The organism is Nostoc sp. DedVER02 (assembly GCF_034530675.2).
Taxonomy (GTDB): Bacteria; Cyanobacteriota; Cyanobacteriia; order Cyanobacteriales; family Nostocaceae; genus Nostoc.
This window is the reverse complement of record NZ_JAVRCP020000016.1, coordinates 75,789-91,253: the sequence shown is the minus strand read 5'-3', so window position 1 is coordinate 91,253 and position 15,465 is coordinate 75,789. Positions and strand designations below refer to the sequence as shown.

At 42.4% G+C, this 15,465-nt stretch carries 14 protein-coding genes; 10 read left to right on the top strand and 4 right to left on the bottom strand.

Annotated features, from left to right (window positions below):
• The first annotated feature begins 4 nt into the window (after positions 1-4).
• The 4 genes from RMZ41_RS17635 to argH all read left to right on the top strand — a co-directional run bounded on the left by RMZ41_RS17635 (position 5) and on the right by argH (position 4,469).
• Positions 5-1,789 (top strand): ABC transporter substrate-binding protein, encoded by a 1,785-nt coding sequence (locus RMZ41_RS17635; RefSeq protein ID WP_322643771.1) that lies wholly within the window; start codon positions 5-7, stop codon positions 1,787-1,789.
• 88 nt (positions 1,790-1,877) lie between these two features.
• A complete protein-coding gene (larB, locus tag RMZ41_RS17630; RefSeq protein ID WP_322643770.1) occupies positions 1,878-2,666 on the top strand; it encodes a nickel pincer cofactor biosynthesis protein LarB in 789 nt (262 codons plus the stop codon).
• Between the two features lie 107 nt (positions 2,667-2,773).
• On the top strand, positions 2,774-2,980 hold the full coding sequence (locus RMZ41_RS17625; RefSeq protein WP_322643769.1) for a hypothetical protein: 207 nt from the start codon (positions 2,774-2,776) through the stop codon (positions 2,978-2,980).
• 103 nt (positions 2,981-3,083) lie between these two features.
• Positions 3,084-4,469 carry an argininosuccinate lyase gene (gene argH / locus RMZ41_RS17620; protein WP_322643768.1) on the top strand — a complete coding sequence of 462 codons (1,386 nt, stop codon included), beginning with the start codon at positions 3,084-3,086 and terminating at the stop codon, positions 4,467-4,469.
• A 211-nt stretch (positions 4,470-4,680) separates the two neighbouring features.
• On the opposite strand, the gene RMZ41_RS17615 is transcribed toward argH, so the two are convergent.
• Together RMZ41_RS17615 and RMZ41_RS17610 are read right to left on the bottom strand one after the other, a co-directional pair.
• Positions 4,681-4,848: a hypothetical protein gene (locus tag RMZ41_RS17615; RefSeq protein WP_322643767.1), complete on the bottom strand. Its 168-nt coding sequence runs from the start codon at positions 4,846-4,848 to the stop codon at positions 4,681-4,683.
• 235 nt (positions 4,849-5,083) lie between these two features.
• Entirely contained in the window at positions 5,084-5,731 is a 648-nt protein-coding gene (locus RMZ41_RS17610) for a PEP-CTERM sorting domain-containing protein (RefSeq protein WP_322643766.1), read from the bottom strand.
• Positions 5,732-6,090: 359 nt separating this feature from the next.
• Between RMZ41_RS17610 and RMZ41_RS17605 the strand changes: the two genes are divergently transcribed.
• The 3 genes from RMZ41_RS17605 to RMZ41_RS17595 all read left to right on the top strand — a co-directional run bounded on the left by RMZ41_RS17605 (position 6,091) and on the right by RMZ41_RS17595 (position 9,683).
• Positions 6,091-6,585, top strand: coding sequence for an NUDIX hydrolase (locus tag RMZ41_RS17605; RefSeq protein WP_190894735.1), 495 nt, complete (start codon positions 6,091-6,093; stop codon positions 6,583-6,585).
• A gap of 203 nt (positions 6,586-6,788) precedes the next feature.
• Entirely contained in the window at positions 6,789-7,601 is an 813-nt protein-coding gene (locus RMZ41_RS17600) for an alpha/beta hydrolase (protein ID WP_322643765.1), read from the top strand.
• A 582-nt stretch (positions 7,602-8,183) separates the two neighbouring features.
• Positions 8,184-9,683: an amidohydrolase gene (locus RMZ41_RS17595; protein ID WP_322643764.1), complete on the top strand. Its 1,500-nt coding sequence runs from the start codon at positions 8,184-8,186 to the stop codon at positions 9,681-9,683.
• A gap of 74 nt (positions 9,684-9,757) precedes the next feature.
• Here RMZ41_RS17595 and RMZ41_RS17590 read toward each other — a convergent pair whose 3' ends face one another.
• On the bottom strand, positions 9,758-10,564 hold the full coding sequence (locus tag RMZ41_RS17590) for a pantothenate kinase (protein ID WP_322643763.1): 807 nt from the start codon (positions 10,562-10,564) through the stop codon (positions 9,758-9,760).
• 109 nt (positions 10,565-10,673) lie between these two features.
• On the opposite strand from RMZ41_RS17590, the gene RMZ41_RS17585 reads away from it, so the two are divergent.
• The 3 genes from RMZ41_RS17585 (at position 10,674) to RMZ41_RS17575 (ending at position 14,977) form a co-directional block, all read left to right on the top strand.
• Positions 10,674-12,398 carry a diflavin flavoprotein gene (locus tag RMZ41_RS17585; RefSeq protein WP_322643762.1) on the top strand — a complete coding sequence of 575 codons (1,725 nt, stop codon included), beginning with the start codon at positions 10,674-10,676 and terminating at the stop codon, positions 12,396-12,398.
• Positions 12,399-12,548: 150 nt separating this feature from the next.
• Positions 12,549-14,261, top strand: coding sequence for a diflavin flavoprotein (locus RMZ41_RS17580; RefSeq protein WP_322643761.1), 1,713 nt, complete (start codon positions 12,549-12,551; stop codon positions 14,259-14,261).
• Between the two features lie 242 nt (positions 14,262-14,503).
• Positions 14,504-14,977 carry a hypothetical protein gene (locus RMZ41_RS17575; RefSeq protein WP_322643838.1) on the top strand — a complete coding sequence of 158 codons (474 nt, stop codon included), beginning with the start codon at positions 14,504-14,506 and terminating at the stop codon, positions 14,975-14,977.
• A gap of 36 nt (positions 14,978-15,013) precedes the next feature.
• Here RMZ41_RS17575 and RMZ41_RS17570 read toward each other — a convergent pair whose 3' ends face one another.
• Positions 15,014-15,385, bottom strand: coding sequence for a hypothetical protein (locus tag RMZ41_RS17570; RefSeq protein WP_409875516.1), 372 nt, complete (start codon positions 15,383-15,385; stop codon positions 15,014-15,016).
• Positions 15,386-15,465 lie beyond the last annotated feature (80 nt).

Here is a 15,465-nt window from a genome sequence, read left to right as displayed (position 1 = left end):
AACTATGAAATTTTTTAGCAAAATATTTCTGGTAATTAAACGTTTTTGGTTGCCAATAGTTCTAACTTCAGCAACAACACTTACACTTACTGCCTGCAACCCCACTAACTTCAAAAGTGCAGCCGCTCAAACGCCACAATTAGTAAGTGCCATTCTCAGTGACCCTAAAACTTTTAATTATCCTCTTAGTCAGGAATCTCCAAATGTTTTTCCTCTGATTTATGAAGGATTGACAACTGAAAATCCTATAAGTGGCAAAATCGAGCCTTCTTTAGCAGAATCTTGGGAAATTTCTGATGATAAATTGCGGTTTATTTTTACCCTACGCCAGGGATTGAAATGGTCTGATGGGCAACCCTTAACAGCAGATGATGTAATATTTACCTTCAACGATATTTATCTTAACGAAGCGATTCCCACAGATGCTAGAGATGTGTTAAGGATTGGTGAAGGTCGGGCATTGCCAAAGGTACGAAAAATCGATGCTCAACGGATTGAATTCACTACTCCCGAACCATTTGCACCATTCTTAGGAACTCTAGGACTACCAATTTTACCAGCCCATACTCTAGAACCATTTATCAAGACAAAAGATCAAGATGGTAAGCCAATATTTTTGTCAAAGTGGGGTGTTGATACTCCTCCAGATCAAATTATCGCCAACGGCCCTTACAAGCTAGAACGTTATGATACGAGTCAGCGTGTAGTCTTCAAGCGCAATCCCTACTATTGGCGTAAAGGGAAAAAAGGTGAATCTCAGCCTTATATTGAAAGGATTATCTGGGAAATTGTGGAATCCACAGATACATCTTTACTACAATTTCGTTCTGGCGGGTTAGATACTGTTGCAGTCTCACCAGATTACTTTTCTTTGCTAAAAGTGCAAGAAGCTCAGGGAAACTTCAAAATTTTCAATGGTGGCCCAGCAACAGGTACAACGTTTGTTTTCTTCAATTTAAATAAAGGTAAAAGAGATGGAAAACCCCTGGTTGATCCAGTAAAGTCACGTTGGTTCAATACTGTAGAATTTCGGCAGGCAGTAGCTTATGCAATTGACCGACAAACAATGATTAACAACACTTTTCGCGGTTTAGGAAAGCCACAAAATTCGCCAATTTCCGTGCAAAGCCCTTATTATTTGTCGCCTGAAGAAGGTCTAAAAGTTTATAATTACAATATAGATAAAGCAAAAGAACTGCTACTAAAAGCAGGATTTAAATATAACGGCAACAACCAATTAATAGATTCTCAAGGAAACCGTGTTCGCTTCTCATTGCTCACCAATGCCGGTAATAAAATCCGCGAAGCAATTGGGTCACAAATTAAACAAGACCTAAGTAAAATTGGGATTCAAGTTGATTTCACTCCTTTAGCATGGAATACTTACACAGATAAATTGTCAAACTCATTAGACTGGGAAGTTTCTATGTTGGGTTTGACTGGTGGCTTAGAACCAAATGATGGGGCTAATGTCTGGTCGCCCGAAGGTGGATTACACATGTTTAATCAGAAACCTCAAGCAGGGCAAAAACCGATTCAAGGTTGGGAAGTGGCTCCTTGGGAGACAGAAATTGCTAAGTTATATATTCAAGGAGCAAGAGAATTAGACCCGGCAAAACGGAAAGAAATTTATGCGGAAACCCAGCGAATTACTCAGGAAAATTTACCGTTTATTTACTTAGTTAACGCTTTGTCAATGTCAGCAGTGCGTAATCGCTTTGAAGGTATTAGATACTCTGCACTGGGTGGAGCCTTCTGGAACATTCATGAAATAAAAATAACCAATTAGTTATTGGTCATTGGTCATTGGTCATTGGTCATTGGAGTATGGGACATTAGTTATTCACAAATGACAAATAACAAAGGACAAATAAAAAATGACCGATGAAAAAACCTTGCGATCGCTACTCGTTGCGGTTGCTAATGGTAAAGTTACACCAGACACGGCATTAGACTCACTCAAAGATTTAACTTATGAGTCTGTGGGGGAATTTGCCAAAATCGACCATCATCGCCAGCTAAGAACTGGTTTCCCAGAGGTGATTTGGGGGCCTGGTAAAACTCCCGAACAAATTGCTCAAATTATGGAGGTGATGCGCCTTCGTAATCCGGTGGTGATGGCAACTCGCATTGAACCAGCAGTTTATACCGTACTGCAATCAAAAGTTAGCGGTTTGCGATATTACGAATCGGCGCGAATTTGTGCGATCGCTCCTCCTACCATCGAACCACAATTCCTCGGTGAAATAGGCATTCTTTCTGCTGGTACTGCCGATTTAGCCGTTGCTGAAGAAGCGGCTGTCACTGCCGAACTCTCTGGTTTTCGGATACAGCGCCTCTGGGATGTTGGCGTTGCTGGGATTCACCGTTTATTAAGCAACCGCCACCTGATTGAGTCAGCATCAGTATTAATTGTCGTGGCGGGGATGGAAGGCGCTTTACCCAGCGTTGTCGCAGGTTTAGCGAGTTGTCCGGTGATTGCTGTACCTACCAGCATTGGTTATGGCGCAAGTTTTGGCGGTTTAGCACCTTTATTGACAATGCTCAACTCTTGTGCTGCGGGAGTGGGCGTAGTAAATATCGATAATGGGTTTGGTGCAGCAGTGTTGGCGGGGCAAATTTTGCGAACTGCCGAGAAATTGCGGTTGGCATCGGCTGGAACTTGAGTTAAGACATTAAAGTTACACCCAGTATTTCAGTAGATTATCAGTAATTTATGTAAAAAATAAACTGATAATTAAATTTGCCAGCCCCAACCTCTTAATTACCAAATATGAGCCATTACAGCGATTTAATATCTCAGTTATATTGGCAGTTGCCTGTCAATTTAACGGCATTAGCACAAACAATTACCGATCCAAACGTCATGGGTCAGATGCAAAAAGCTTGGAGCCACTTTATACAAACAGGTCAAGTGTGGGCATTGTTGATTGGTGTAATCATTGGCTATATGATTCGGAATCTAACTAGCTACGGTTAAATTTAAAAGTTAGGAGTTGAAAGTGAGGAGTGAGAAATTATGATTCAAAAACTTATAACTCCTCACTCTTAACTCTTAACTCTCCCCCACCCTATTGAGATTTATGACCAAAGAACAAACTTGGAGCCAGAGGTTTGAATCAGCGTTGCATCCAGTGATCGCTCGTTTTAATGCCAGTATAGGTTTTGATATTGAATTAATAGAATACGATCTGACTGGTTCTCAAGCCCATGCCAAAATGCTAGCTCACACGGGCATTATCTCTTCAGAAGAAGGTGAGCAACTGGTTACAGGTTTAGAACAAATTCGCCAAGAGTACCGCCAAGGTAAATTTCAGCCTGGTGTCGATGCTGAAGATGTACATTTTGCAGTTGAAAAACGACTAACAGAAATTGTTGGCGATGTGGGTAAAAAGCTGCACACGGCGCGATCGCGTAATGATCAAGTTGGCACAGATACTAGACTCTACCTCCGCGATCAAATCCAGCAAATCAAAAGCGAATTGCGAGAATTCCAAGGGGTTTTACTGGATATAGCCGAAAAACACGTTGAAACCTTGATCCCAGGCTATACTCACCTACAACGCGCCCAACCGATAAGTTTGGCTCATCACCTCTTGGCATACTTTCAAATGGCCCAACGCGACTGGGAACGCTTAGGAGACGTTTCTCGCCGCGTCAATATCTCACCCTTGGGATGCGGTGCTTTAGCGGGAACTACTTTCCCCATCGATCGCCACTACACAGCTAAACTATTGGATTTTGACGATATTTATGCTAATAGCCTCGATGGAGTGAGCGATCGCGATTTTGCGATCGAATTCTTGTGTGCTGCTAGCTTGATTATGGTTCACCTCAGCCGCCTTGCAGAAGAAGTCATTCTTTGGTCATCTGAAGAATTCCGTTTTGTCACCCTCAAAGATAGCTGTGCTACAGGTTCCAGTATCATGCCCCAAAAGAAAAACCCCGATGTACCAGAACTCGTGCGAGGGAAAACGGGACGTGTCTTTGGTCATCTCCAGGCAATGCTGGTGATTATGAAAGGGCTACCACTGGCATATAACAAAGACCTGCAAGAAGATAAAGAAGGTCTATTTGATAGCGTTAACACAGTCAAAGCTTCTCTAGAAGCAATGACAATTTTGCTCAGGGAAGGTCTAGAATTTCATACCCAGCGTTTAGCAGAAGCTGTAACTGAAGATTTTTCTAACGCTACTGATGTCGCAGATTATCTAGCAGCACGGGGCGTTCCTTTTCGAGAAGCTTACAACCTTGTGGGTAAGGTGGTAAAAACTAGCATTGCCGCAGGTAAACTCCTAAAAGATTTGGAATTGGAAGAGTGGCAACAATTACATCCGGCATTTGCAGCAGATATTTATGAGGCAATATCCCCTCGTCAAGTAGTGGCAGCCCGCAACAGTCATGGTGGTACTGGTTTTGTACAGGTTAGCAAAGCACTCATAGCCGCCCGCGCTCAAATTATTCAATAAAAAGAATGGGGACTGGGGGATTGGGGGACAAGGGGACTGATTCATCCACCTCAGAACTCCGTTCATCCACCTTGGAACCTCATTCCCAATTCCCAATTTCCAATCCCCAATCCCCAATCCCCAATCCCCAATTCCCAAAAATAAATAAGGGCGTACATTTGTACGCCCTAAAAAATAAATAATCTAAATAAAAAGGCTTTAAGCACACAGCTTAGTCAGTTTCAGCTGCTGTTGCTGCGCCTTCTTCTTCTTCACTCTTCGGTGGTCTTTGTTGGAACCTTCTCTGCATTCTTCCTGTGGTAGTTCGTTTACGAAACTTTCTGGCATACGCCTGGTTCCGTAGCGCCTTTTCTTTTTTCGGGTTACGGCGCTTGGCCATGTTCACCTCATTAAATAAACAACAAAAAAGTAGCAACTAGGCATCACGTAGGCAATATCAGGTACCAATATTATTGATATACTTGTAGCCTAGTGCAGCAATCAATACGCTTTGAACAGTTTACAATTATACCGCACTTAGCCTTGTTTTGTCAATAAAAATTTAGAATTATGCCCACCAGGTAGATGAAAAATACTTTTTCTTGGATTCAAGTTACATCAAAGAATTGATGGTTTTAGGAAACTTTTTCAAGCTTCTTTTGAGTTAACTTGGATTGCTTATTACGTTTGAGTGCTGAAGGGACACCCAGAGTAACGAGGGCAAGTAAGCTAAGGATAGATGTGGGTTCAGGAACAGTGATTATGGTTGCAGAAAAACTAATAGGTAACTCACTATCTTCTGACCCAAAATTCTCAGAACCTGTTGTAAATGGTGGCGCAGAAAAAACCTCTAAATAACTTGGTGTTGGCAAGAAACTAGCGAAAAATGGACTAGAATAGTTTCCCCCCGATGTAGAGTACCCAAAACCATCAACCGTTAACTGCTGAGTATTCAAACTAATTAAATTGTCAACACCAAAAGGTTCGTTTCCTGGTATTGGAGTCCCTACAGGTTGCAGACCGGTAATTGTTTCACCATTTCGTGTACCATTAATTTCCAAAATCTGATAAAAACCTAAATCGTCAGGGGTGTTCTCAGTGATAAAAGTACCAATCGCCTCTATACCAGTACCAGAGTAATTCCAATTCCAAGTTAAAGCAGAGGCGCTTTGCATTGTACCGAAAACCAATCCAGATGTGGTGGTGAGGACTATGGCAGATAGTAGAGCTAGATTTTTCATAGAGGTTGTTGTGCGATCGCGGTTTTTGTAAACGATTTTCATATATTAAGCTTAATTATCAAGAGTTTGATGACAATCTCAAATGCCACTTAATTGTCTCTTCAGAATTCAGATTAATTTTTTGAAAGTGCGCTGGAAAAATATTAATGATAGCTGGTTTGAGCAAAGCTAATGTTATTTATAAACTGGAAATTTTTCTAACTTAACAAATGATATGTATATATAAATACAGTGCTTCTATTGAAACTTGATGTTAAGATTAATAATATTCTACGTAAATCGTGAGAATAAAATCTCAAACCACAAACGTTTTTGTATAAAACAAAACTCAACGAATTTTTATGAGTTGAGGTTATGTAAGTGGTAGAGAAATATAGAATACAACATATAAATTTTGAAGATTGAACGTTATTGCTTTTTTTCCGGCAGCTGTCCAGTCCACACGTAGCTTATGGCGTATTGGACAAACAGTATTGGGTATTATATTTCGTCATCCCATTACTGGCACTAGTATCATCCCAATTTTACCCGATGGTCGGATTGTACTGATCCGGCGGCGTGATGATGGTCTTTGGGCATTGCCTGGAGGCATGGTTGATTGGGGAGAAGATATTCCTAACACAGTCCGCCGGGAATTGATTGAGGAAACGGGGCTAGAATTGGTGAAAATTAATCGTTTGGTAGGAGTTTACTCTGCACCAGATCGCGATCCCAGAATCCATTCAATTTGTATTGTGGTTGAAGCCGAGGTGCATGGGACAATGGAGATTCAAGATACTTTAGAAGTTATGGAAATCCAAGCTTTCTCTCCAAATTTGCTACCTTCAGGACAGATGTCTCACGACCATACTCGGCAGTTGCAAGACTACTTAAATGGCTTGACAACACTGGCATAATAATATTTTGTCATTGGTCATTGGTTATTTGTCCTATGTCATTGGTCATTTGCCGCTAAAGTTGCGATCTAAGAAAGCTTCTCTACGAGACGCTACGCGAACGGCTCACACTTCTGTGTTTATAATTTCTCCAAAACTAATGACTAATGACCAATGACTAATGACTATTTATTATGGTGCTAAAAGTTAACTACTAAATTAAAATGAACACACTATTCCGTAACTCCCGGATAAAGCTCTCTCAAGGGCTAGTATTCTGGCGTGAAGTCGGTGAAAAAACTCCTATAATTTTTTTACATGGCGCTTGGAATGAGAGCAGCCAATGGTTATCTGTGATGGAGTTCCTTGCACAAGATTTCCATTGCTTTGCACCTGATTTGTTAGGGTTTGGGGAGTCAGAAAATCCGAATATACACCATTCGATAGATTTACAAGTAGAGTGTTTAGCGGAATTTGTGCAAGCTGTCAAGCTAGAGAAAGTATATTTAGTAGGACATTCTCTTGGGAGTTGGATTGTTGCTAGCTATGCTTTAAAGTATCCAGAGAAAGTTGATGGTTTGGTACTGCTTGCACCAGAGGGTGTAGAGATAGCTGGACTTGAAGAGTATTGTCGAAAAATGCGGCGATTACTAAGCTATCCACCACTAGTAGCTAAATTGTTGCGATCGCTAATTCCTTTAACTAAAGTGTTGGGTTGGCATGAAAAAATCGCCCAAGACTTGCAGCTGCGTCAGTCGCTATTGCCGTATCCCATAGGTTGTCAGTTACTTTTCAAACGACGGCAAATAGAAATTGAGGCAGAATTAGTACAAAAGCGGCTTTACATGATAGATGTACCTGTTTTGATTTTACAAGGTGGCCAAGATACACCAGATGCTTTAGCCAAGAGTCGGGTTTATGCTCAATTGATGCCGAAAGTTGAGTTAAAAATGATTTCCCATGCCGGAAATGACTTACCAGAATCTTGTGCTGGGGTTGTAGCGATCGAGATTCGAGATTTTATTAAAGGGAATTGATAATTTTGACTTCCCCTTTATCCTAGATACGTACTCCTGCAAATCAGCAAGCTACACGAGTGTTTTGCAGCAAAGTACGCAATCAATATATAAAAATCCGGTTTGATTTATGAAAATATCCGTAGGATGTGAGCGCGGAGAGTACGGCATCAAACCCCTGATAATAGTGCGTTACGAACTCCGTTCTAACACACTCTACAAATACTTAATTTCGTTCAAAAATCAAATAGTAATCCTATAGAAAGCTTCATCACTTGAGTTTTATCGAAGGAAGGCAAAAAGCAGAAAGTAAGAAATAGGAATTATTCCGTCTGTCAAAAAGTTTTAGAGCAAGTAAACTTATTTACGAACAAAGATATAGCAAGGGACTGGGAACTGGGGACTGGGGACTGGGTGAAAAGTCCTTTTGTGTCTAAGTTTCACCATCTGTTGATGTCCTAACCACCTTCACTGTTGCTATAAATATTTTTCTTTTTTGGAAGTAATAAAACAGATATATTTCAGGCTACCAATTTGTGAAGATTTCTTACAGATGAGTTGGTATAAACCATGATTTTTAATTGTGAAATTGGTAGCAATTAGATGGATGATAAAGTCACAAGAAAAATTCAACAAGGATATTTTAGTGTGAAATATCATCTGACAAAATACTATAAGCCGTTAGTTCTTTTTGTCTGTACCACATTGTTGGTCTTTTTCAGTCAGATAGTTATTGCTCAGAGTAACTATCATCTAGGTACTCAAGGTAAGCAAAGGGTACAACTTATTGTAGGTGGTGATTTCATCGTAACGATGAACGAAGCACAACCTGTCATCGAGAATGGTGCGATCGCCATTAAAGACGGCAAAATTGTTGCGGTAGACACACAATACAAAATCATGACATCTTACAGAGCCGACAGGACGCTTCCAGGCGACGGTCTGGTGCTGATGCCGGGTCTTGTTAATGGTCACTCTCACTCAGCAATGGTTCTGTTTCGCGGTCTTGCGGATGACTTAGCATTACAGGATTGGCTTCAGAATTACATTTTTCCAGCAGAAGGGAAGTTCGTTGACGAAAATTTTGTTCGCGTTGGCGAACAGCTAGCTTGTTGGGAGATGATACGCGGTGGTACAACAACATTTGTTGATATGTACTTTGAGCCAGATGTGGCTGCCAACGTGGTTAAGGAATGTGGCTTACGCGCCATTATTGCGCCCTCGTCAATAGATTTTCCCAGCCCTGGTTTCCAAGGATGGGATGATGCCTTTGCCTTATCGATCGATTTTCTGAAACGTTGGAAAGGCAAGAACGAACGTATAATACCAGCTATTGCTCCCCACGCTCCCTACACCGTTTCGCCAGAGCATCTTGTCCAAGCTATTCAGGCTGCGCGTAATTATGATGTCCCACTGACGATTCATTTGGCAGAGACACAAGCTGAAGTTAAAGATGTTCAGCAACGCTATAACGCAACCCCAGTAAAACATCTAGAAAATCTTGGCTTCCTTGAGCCGCGTGTATTTGCTGCACACGTTGTCTGGCCTAACGAAAGTGAAATCGCCCTGCTAGCTAAACGCGGTGTTGGTGTTATCCACAATCCTGACTCTAATTTAAAATTGGCTTCTGGCTTTGCGCCGATTCCGGCGATGCTGAAAGCAGGAATTAAAGTTGGTTTAGGTACTGATGGAGCCGCATCGAACAACACTCTTGATATGTGGAAGGCAATTCGCCTCGCCGCCCTCATCCATAAAGGGACTACTCTAGACCCTACTGCTGTACCGGCTAAGACAGTTTTGCGTATGGCAACACTTGGCGGTGCTGAAGCACTGGGATTATCAGATAAAATTGGTGCGATTAAGGTGGGACTTCAAGCAGACTTAATTCAAGTTCAACTTAAAGAACCACACTTGCTGCCGCTTTACGATGTCATCTCGCATCTTGTTTATGCAGCAGATTCCCAAGATGTTGATACTGTGATTGTAAATGGGCAAGTTCTAATGGAAAAACGTAGGATGCTCACGGTTGACCCTGAGAGGATTCGCCGGGAGGCTACTTCCATCGGACAGAGAATCAAAGCTCAATTCCGACCCTCTAATTAAATAATTCGTAATAAATCTAAAGACGCGATAAATCGCCGTCTCTACAAAGGAATGATTATTGTAGAGACAGCGATTTATCGCGTCTCTATTTCCCGCATTCCCCAGAAAACTAAATTTGCTTCCAAAATTAAATGTGCTGCAATTTCAGGATATAAGGCTTGCAGATAGTTGATTAATAAAGTGCGATCGCCTCCTTTAATCGCAATCTTGCCATCAGGGAATAAATTCAACCATGCTTCAATAAAATCTTTAATTCCAGCTAATATTGTATAAATCACTCCACTTTCAATAGCTTCTTTCGTATCAAGAGCAAAACGTGGTGGTAAAGACGTAAAAGTTTGTGTTTCTACTAATGGTAATTGTCCTGTTTGTTGACCAAGAGTTGCAAATTGCAAACCTAATCCTGGCAGAATTGCACCTCCAACTAAACACTCATTAGCATCCGCAGCCGTAAAAGTTAGGGCTGTTCCAGCATCAATTACCAACATTGGAAAACCCCAAGTTTTCCCTGCCCCCCATAAAGCTAAGGCGCGGTCAATTCCTAGTGTGGGATAAATACCTTTTAGTGGTACTTGGCCTAATGTAATAAGATGAGTATTTGGGTAAGTTTGCCAAATAGCAGTTTGACTGGGAACTACGGAGGCGACGAAAACAGGGCAAAGGGGCAGAGTAGTTGTGAGAGATTCACCTTCTGGAAAAATGTTCTCTAATAAATCATTCAGAGTTTTACATTCAGCCAACTGTTGTATGGCAGATTCAGCAAGATAGTCAGTATCCCACGCTGAGTAAAGCGTCTCCCCAACAAACAATGCCCAATGCAGGCGAGAATTACCAATTTCCAACGCTAGCCAAATTTCCTCTCTGTGCCTCTGTGGTTTCACACTTTTAACTTTTTTAAGTCAGCTATAGATTTTTTAATAAAAATTAACATTCATCACGTGTCACAATAAAAGAAGAGGAAGAAATACTCATTGTGTCAAGGAGGGAGTTATGGTAGCACTCACCGAAAAAATTGAAAAACGGCTCACCATACAGACTGTAGAAATTGCTCAAGAGACGACGGCTATTCGCTCTTTGGATTGGGATCGCGATCGCTTCGATATTGAGTTTGGTCTGCAAAACGGTACTACTTATAACTCGTTTCTCATCCGTGGGGAGCAGACTGCCTTAGTTGATACCTCCCACGAAAAGTTTCGTCAACTATACTTTGATACGCTCACCGGACTAATCAACCCAACAGATATTGATTATTTAATTATCAGCCATACCGAGCCAGACCATAGCGGTTTAGTTAAAGATTTGCTGCTTATGGCTCCAGAAATTACCGTTGTTGGTTCTAAGGTGGCGATTCAGTTTCTTGAGGATTTCGTACATCAGTCATTTAAGCGGCGGATTGTAAAAAATGGCGATCGCTTAGATTTGGGCAACGGGCACGAATTTGAATTCGTAATTGCCCCCAATTTACACTGGCCGGATACCATTTTCAGCTTCGACCACAAAACCAAAACTCTCTACACCTGCGATGCTTTTGGGCTGCACTACTGCTCAGATAGCACCTTTGATGAAGACTTGGCGGCGATCGAAGAAGACTTTCATTACTACTACGATTGCTTGATGGGGCCAAATGCCCGTTCAGTTTTGTCTGCCCTGAAGCGGATGGGGGAACTGAAAACCATCGATATGATTGCCACAGGACACGGCCCGTTATTGTCTCACAACGTTGAGGAACTAGTTGGACGTTACCGCACTTGGAGTCAAACTCAAACCAAACCAGAAACGGTGATTGGGATATTTTACGTTTCCGAATACGGATATAGCGATCGCCTCGCCCAAGCAATTGCCAACGGTATCGGTAAAACCGGTGTCGCCGTGGAAATTGTCGATTTGGGTTCTGAAGTCGATTTACAAGAACTGCGGGAACTAGTTGGCCGTTGTGCAGGGCTGATCGTTGGTCTACCTCCGGCTTCTGGCGCTGGGAGTATCCAATCTGCACTCAGCACAGTTTTAGGATCTGCCAAAGAAAAGCAAGCCATCGGCGTGTTTGAAAGTGGCGGTGGCGATGATGAGCCGATAGATCCTTTGCTAAGTAAATTCCGTAATTTAGGTTTAATAACAGTTTTTCCAGCCATTCGAATTAAAGAAGCGCCTACAGAAAATACCTACAAGTTGTGTGAAGAAGCGGGTACAGACTTAGCTCAATGGGTAACACGCGATCGCAGCATCAAAGCCATGAAATCCCTTGGTGCTGACTTAGATAAAGCATTAGGTAGACTCAGTGGCGGACTATATATCATCACTGCCAAAAAAGGTGATGTATCCAGTGCCATGTTAGCCTCTTGGGTTGCTCAAGCTAGCTTCAAACCCTTGGGATTTTCCATTGCAGTCGCCAAAGATCGGGCAATTGAATCACTCATGCAAGTAGGCGATCGCTTTGTTCTCAACGTATTAGAAGAAGGCAATTTTCAACCCCTGATGAAGCACTTTTTGAAACGATTCGGCCCTGGTGCCGATCGCTTTCAAGGAGTGAGAACCCAGCCAGCCGAAAATGGTGCGCCTATTCTCAACGATGCCCTCGCCTACATGGAGTGCGAAGTCATCAGTAGAATGGATTGCGGCGACCATTGGGCAGTATACAGCACCGTCTACGCCGGACGAGTTTCTAAAGCCGATGCTTTAACTGCTGTGCATCATCGCAAAGTTGGAAATCACTATTGACAAAGAGAACAGTGGGCAATACTTGTCGGTTAAAGGGAAAAGGGCAAGGGGAAAAGGGAAAGAAAAAACCTTTAACCTTTACCCTTTAACCTTTTCCCCAAATCCAATTCCCAATTCCCAATGTCCAATGCCCTATTCCCAAATAAAGCCATGTCAAAAAATAAACCTCGGGATGTTCAAGTTTATCCAATAGCTACAGATACAAGAATATTGCGATCGCGCAGTTGGTCAAGGCTCAGATTTGAAATTGAATACGCTCTTGCTAAGGGTACAACTGCCAATTCTTATTTAATTGAAAGCGATAAAACTGCGATCGTTGACCCTCCAGGGGAAACGTTTACAGAAATTTATTTAGAAGCATTGCAGCAGCGTTTCCATCTCGAAGACTTAGATTATGTAATTTTGGGACACGTAAATCCTAACCGCGCTACAACTTTAAAAGCTTTGTTGGAAATTGCCCCGCAAATCACCTTTGTTTGTTCTAATCCAGGGGCGATAAATTTGCGTGGGGCGCTGGAAAACCCAGATTTGCAAATTCTGGTGATGCGGGGCGAAGAAACCCTAGATTTGGGTAACGGACATAATTTACAATTTATTCCCACCCCTAACCCCCGCTATGCAGATCAACTTTGCACCTACGATCCGCAAACAGAAATTCTCTACACAGATAAGTTGTTTGGGGCGCACGTTTGCGGCGATCAGGTATTTGATGAAGGCTGGGAAATATATAACGAAGATCGGCGCTATTATTTTGATTGTTTGATGGCTCCCCATGCCCGTCAAGTTGAAACAGCGCTAGAGAAACTAGCCGATTTTCCCGTGAGGATGTATGCCACTGCACACGGGCCTTTGGTGCGCTATGGCTTAATCGAATTAACCAAGGCATATCGAGAATGGAGTCAACAGCAAACATCTGCTGATTTGACAGTAGCGTTGATTTATGCGTCAGCTTATGGAAATACGGCAACCTTAGCCCAAGCGATCGCTCGTGGGATCACCAAAGCTGGTGTGGCTGTAGAATCGATTAACTGCGAATTTACCGAACCAGAAGAAATCCGGGCAGCTGTAGAAAAAGCTGGTGGTTTCATTATGGGTTCTCCAACTCTCGGCGGTCATGCACCCACACCCGTGCAAACAGCTTTAGGAATTGTGCTATCCAACGCTACTAACAACAAACTTGCTGGTGTTTTTGGTTCCTTTGGTTGGAGTGGGGAAGCGGTTGATTTAATTGAAGGGAAATTAAAAGATGCCGGCTATCGGTTTGGTTTTGACACCATCCGCGTAAAATTCAAACCTGACGATGCCACCTTACAGTTATGTGAAGAAGCTGGAACCGACTTTGCCCAAGCACTGAAGAAAGCTAGAAAAGTGCGATCGCAGAGTCTTCCTGCAACAACTGTAGAACAAGCAGTTGGTCGCATTGTCGGTTCTTTGTGCGTTTTGACTGCCAAAGAAGGCGATCGCTCTAGTGCTATGTTAGCCTCTTGGGTAGCTCAAGCTAGCTTTAGTCCGCCTGGTTTAACCATAGCCGTTGCTAAAGACCGCGCAGTAGAAACACTGACGCACACAGGAAACAAATTTGTCCTCAATATTCTTAAAGAAGGCAATCATTTGGGATTAATGAAGCACTTCCTCAAACCCTTTGGCCCAGGACAAGATCGATTTGCCGATGTTGCCGCCCAAGAAGCTGAAAACGGTTCTCCCATACTTACGGATGCCCTAGCATATCTGGAATGTTCCGTACAAAATCGGATGGAATCTGGCGACCATTGGCTGGTTTATGCAACTGTTGAGAATGGCAAATTGTTAGATAATGATGGCATCACAGCCGTGCATCATCGCAAGTCAGCAACTCATTATTAATCAGTTAAGCCAAAGGACATTTAATTTTGTCATGTCTGCATTTAGATGCACATTAAGGGACTTCCAACTAAAAAATGTAGGCAGGGGAGCAAGGGGCAGGGGGCAGGGGGAAAAAGAAAAATATTATTTATCTGAGTAAATTGGATAATTTATTTTCTGGAAGTCCCTTAGCTATTGACAATGACGATCGCCTCTATAACTTTGGGAATACTGAAATTAAGTGCCCTAAAGGAGTATTAAAAATGGCAGATAATCGCATCAGTGCCAGCCTATCCCCAGCAGACAAAGAAGCAGTCATGCAGGCGATCGCTACAATTAGAGAAAAGTTACCGTTTTTGGTAGATTTAACCCCCGAAGAACGGCGAACAATGTTGAAGATGGGAGATAAAAGTCGGGCTTTTGTCAGTAAAGCTTTAGAAATAGCGACACAGAACCCTAACTTTTTGCCCCGTTCTTTTGATTTAGAAGAGATGCGCCGAGATTTAGCGCTGTTTGAATCGTTGTATCCAGTGCTTTTGTCTTTAACGCAACTGCAAGAGTTGGTGGATGATACCTGTATCGCCTCTGCTAGCGAAGCTTATGCAGCAGCATTAGCAGTTTATAGCTATGCCAAAGCTAGCGGTGATGTCGCAGGTTTAGATGGGGTAATTGATGAAATGGGACGCAGGTTTAACAGTCGTTCTAAGAAAAAGCAACCCGAAGTCCCAGTTAGCTAAAGCTTAAAACAGGTAATCATATCACTTGCAAACTTACTAAAATATACATAATTTGTAGGGGCATAACAATGTTATGCCCTTTTCGCGTTTTGTATCCAAAGATTCTTGAAACCCACGCAGGTGGGTTTTGTCTGTATAGCCGCGATTTCTAATCGCCAAGGCATTTTTGAGCCTCAGAAGGTCAACATCGAGCCTCAAAAGCTCAACATCGAGCCTCAAAAGCTCAACATTGAGCCTCAGAAGGTCAACGTCGAGCCTCAGAAGGTCAAAGTCGAGCCTCAGAAGGTCAAAGTTGAGCCTCGGAAGGTCAATGTTGAGCCTCGGAAGGTCAATGTTGAGCCTCGGAAGGTCAATGTTGAGACTCAGAAGGTCAACATCGAGCCTCAGAAGGTCAAAGTCGAGCCTCAAAAGGTCAACATTGAGCCTCAGAAGGTCAACGCATAAAAATATCCAGATAAATTATTAAATTTACTGCTGGTTTTCAGTAA